This window comes from Mycobacterium sp. E3247 (genome assembly GCF_001667785.1).
Taxonomy (GTDB): domain Bacteria; phylum Actinomycetota; class Actinomycetes; order Mycobacteriales; family Mycobacteriaceae; genus Mycobacterium.
Genome location: NZ_LZJG01000212.1, coordinates 1 through 3,353 on the forward strand (window position 1 = coordinate 1; position 3,353 = coordinate 3,353).

At 69.5% G+C, this 3,353-nt stretch carries 5 protein-coding genes and 1 pseudogene; 5 read left to right on the plus strand and 1 reads right to left on the minus strand.

The genetic code is table 11. The features are described 5' to 3' along the window. The 3 genes and pseudogenes from A9X04_RS32270 to A9X04_RS11530 form a co-directional block, all read left to right on the plus strand. Nucleotides 1–121: pseudogene (locus tag A9X04_RS32270) on the plus strand (transglutaminase family protein); the annotation flags it as partial. A 134-nt stretch (nucleotides 122–255) separates the two neighbouring features. Next, entirely contained in the window at nucleotides 256–1,620 is a 1,365-nt protein-coding gene (locus tag A9X04_RS11525) for a replication-associated recombination protein A (RefSeq protein WP_067920399.1), read from the plus strand. Continuing rightward, nucleotides 1,617–1,952: a hypothetical protein gene (locus A9X04_RS11530; protein WP_067920401.1), complete on the plus strand. Its 336-nt coding sequence runs from the start codon at nucleotides 1,617–1,619 to the stop codon at nucleotides 1,950–1,952. Before A9X04_RS11525 ends, A9X04_RS11530 begins: the two co-directional genes overlap by 4 nt. On the opposite strand, the gene A9X04_RS11535 is transcribed toward A9X04_RS11530, so the two are convergent. Next, nucleotides 1,953–2,576 carry a hypothetical protein gene (locus tag A9X04_RS11535; protein ID WP_067920403.1) on the minus strand — a complete coding sequence of 208 codons (624 nt, stop codon included), beginning with the start codon at nucleotides 2,574–2,576 and terminating at the stop codon, nucleotides 1,953–1,955. Nucleotides 2,577–2,769: 193 nt separating this feature from the next. Between A9X04_RS11535 and A9X04_RS11540 the strand changes: the two genes are divergently transcribed. Both A9X04_RS11540 and A9X04_RS32275 read left to right on the plus strand, forming a co-directional pair. After that, entirely contained in the window at nucleotides 2,770–3,159 is a 390-nt protein-coding gene (locus A9X04_RS11540) for a secondary thiamine-phosphate synthase enzyme YjbQ (protein WP_197509136.1), read from the plus strand. Between the two features lie 84 nt (nucleotides 3,160–3,243). Then, nucleotides 3,244–3,353 (plus strand): alanine--tRNA ligase-related protein (locus A9X04_RS32275; RefSeq protein WP_197509135.1); only part of this gene is annotated, 110 nt, incomplete at its 3' end.

The following is a 3,353-nucleotide window of genomic DNA, read 5'->3' on the forward strand; positions in this document are numbered from 1 at the left end:
GCTGGTCGCCCTCAACCGCGCTGTCAACGCCGACGTGGCCTACAGCGTGCGGATGGAACCCGGCGTGTGGCACCGGGATTGGGGGGCGGGGGATAACCCGGAGGGTTCTGGTCGCTGCCGTGCGGGTCGGCCGGGGTGCCTGGATACTCGGGAGGCTGGCTCATGTCCGTCCTAGCTGTTGACTCAACCTGTGGGCACGCGCACTCGGGAACTTAGCAAAGATGTGCGCTGGCCGCCCGGATTAGATTCCGTGGTATGCCTGAAGCCGTGTCCGACGGTCTGTTTGACATGCCCAGTGACCTGCCCGGTGCGCCGCCGGCGGGCGACCACGGCCTAGGCGTGTCGGCCGGCGCGCCGCTGGCGGTGCGCATGCGTCCGGCCTCGCTGGACGAAGTGGTCGGGCAGGAGCACCTGCTGGCGCCCGGATCGCCGCTGCGCCGCCTCGTCGAGGGATCCGGCGTGGCGTCGGCCATCCTCTACGGCCCGCCGGGCAGCGGCAAGACCACACTGGCCGCGCTGGTCTCCCAGGCGACCGGCCGCCGGTTCGAGGCGCTGTCGGCGCTGTCGGCCGGCGTCAAGGACGTCCGCGCGGTCATAGAGAACGCACGGAAGGCGCTGCTGCGCGGCGAGCAGACGGTGCTGTTCATCGACGAGGTGCACCGGTTCTCCAAGACCCAGCAGGACGCCCTGCTGTCCGCCGTGGAGAACCGGGTGGTGCTGCTGGTGGCCGCGACCACCGAGAACCCGTCGTTCTCAGTGGTGGCGCCCCTGCTGTCCCGGTCGCTGATCCTGCAGTTGCGCCCGCTGAGCGCCGACGACATCTGCACCGTCGTGCAGCGGGCGATCGACGACCCCCGCGGGCTCGGCGGTCGCGTCGCGGTGACGCCCGACGCCGTCGACCTGCTGGTCCGATTGGCCGCCGGGGATGCCCGGCGGGCGCTGACGGCGCTGGAGGTGGCGGCCGAAGCCGCCGAGTCGGTGACCGTCGAGACCATCGAGCAGTCGCTGGACAAGGCCGCGGTGCGCTACGACCGCGACGGCGACCAGCACTACGACGTCATCAGCGCCTTCATCAAGTCGGTGCGCGGCTCGGACGTCGACGCGGCGCTGCACTACCTGGCCCGCATGCTGGTCGCGGGGGAGGACCCGCGGTTCCTCGCGCGCCGGCTGATGATCCTCGCCAGCGAGGACATCGGCATGGCAGATCCGAGCGCCCTGCAGATCGCGGTGGCCGCCGCCCAGACCGTGCAGCTGATCGGCATGCCCGAGGCGCAGCTGACGCTGGCGCACGCCACCATCCACCTGGCGACCGCGCCCAAGTCGAACTCCATCACCACCGCGCTGGCGGCGGCGATGGACGACATCAAGGCGGGCAAGGCCGGACTGGTGCCGCCGCATCTGCGTGACGGGCACTATTCCGGCGCGGCGGCGCTGGGACACGCACAGGGCTACCAGTACTCGCACAACGATCCCGACGGCGTCGTCGCCCAGCAATATCCACCGGACGAGCTGGTGGGCGTCGACTACTACCGCCCGACCGGCCGCGGCGGTGAGCGGGAGATGGCCGGGCGGTTGGAACGGTTGCGGGCGATCATCCGCAGGAAGCGGGGGCGGGCGTGAAGCACTTCACCGACCAGGAGATGGGCGAGCTGCTGCCCACCGCCAGGGAATACAGCGTCGTCATCCTCAAGCGCGGGCCGCGGTTCGGGGACGAGTCGTCGCCCGCGATCATCTGGGAGCACGGGCGGCGCAACTTCGGGCTGCGCGACGACGGCGTGCTGGCGGTGGTGCTACCCGTCGCCGACGAATCCGACGTCTGCGGCATCGGGGTGTTCGCGGCCACGGTCGACGAGACCACCGCGATCATGCAGGACGACCCGGGCGTGGCGGCGAATGTGTTCACCTACCAGGTGCACCCCTGCCGGGGCTTTCCCGGCGACGCGCTGCCCTAGCTACACCAACTCGGGCACCCGCAGGTGAGCGATCGCCAGCTCGAACTCGGCGACGTCGATCACCTCGGCGCCCAGCTCGCGGACGCGCCTGCTGCGCAACTCGGTCGCCCGGTCGCGGTTGCGCGCCATCGCGTCCATCGAGTCGAACGTCGAGCAGGACACCGCCCGCCGGCACGCCGGATGGTCGACCAGCAGACTGGCGCTGCAGAACCCGTCGAGCTCCTGCATCTCCGGGAGCACCGAGGACCGGTAGAAGTCCAGCGATCGGCTGAGCTGATCGGGCACCACCTTGAGCCAGGTGGCCCGCACGCAGGCCCCCTGTCGGGAGCGATGGTCGCGGTGCAGCAAAGCGATGTCCCACTCCTCGACCCGCGCGCTGCCGTCGAACATCAGCGCGGCCCGATCGCGGATCGGGGCTACCCGCTCGGCGCCGGCGCGCATCGCGTCGATGCTGTCCCACGAGCTGGTGGCGATGCAGGTTCCGGACTGCCGGTCGACCAACAGTGACAGTCCAACGCACCCGTCGATCTCCATGAGGGCCGGCATGACGACATCGCGGACGTGCGCGATCCCGATATCGACGGACAAGGGTTGTGCCTGGATGGTGGTGGAGCGTGCGTACACGGCCGACCTCCTCTGTAGGACTTGTGTCGAGTGGGCCCCGGTGTCACCACCGGGCCCTACCAGTTACCTTCCTCCTGCCCTTGGTGCGCCGCAATGCCCCTCAATACCCTGATGTGGCCGCGCTCACAAACGATCGGCTGGCCTTGAGCAGGCCCTGCGGGCGGGCCGTAGGCTGGTCGGAATGCATACCGATGTGCTGGACGTGGACACCGCACGGCGCCGCATCGTCGATCTGACCGAGGCGGTGCGTGGCTTCTGCTGGTCGCGGGGCGACGGCCTGTGCAATGTGTTCGTCCCGCACGCGACGGCCGGCGTCGCCATCATCGAGACCGGGGCCGGCTCCGACGACGACCTGCTCGACGCACTGGAACGGCTGCTGCCGCGTGACGACCGCTACCGGCACTCGCACGGCTCCCCGGGCCACGGTGCCGACCATGTGCTGCCGGCGCTCGTCGCGCCCTCGGTGACGGTGCCGGTCTCCGGCGGGGAGCCGATGCTGGGCACCTGGCAAAGCATCGTGCTGGTCGACCTGAACCGCGACAACCCGCAGCGGTCGGTACGGCTGAGCTTTCTGGAGGGTTAGCGGCCCGGTACACCCTCCACTCCAGCGAATAGGCTGGAACAGAAGTCCACGCAGCGAGCAAACAGGAAAGAAGCGGACTCAACAGTGCAGACACACGAGATCAGGAAACGGTTTCTTGATCATTTCGTGAAGGCGGGCCACACCGAGGTGCCGAGCGCATCGGTGATCCTCGACGACCCCAACCTGCTGTTCGT

Coding starts and splice junctions, on each gene's coding strand:
- A9X04_RS11525 (WP_067920399.1), top strand. CDS start 256: ATGCCTGAAGCCGTGTCCGACGGTCTGTTTGACATGCCCAGTGACCTG.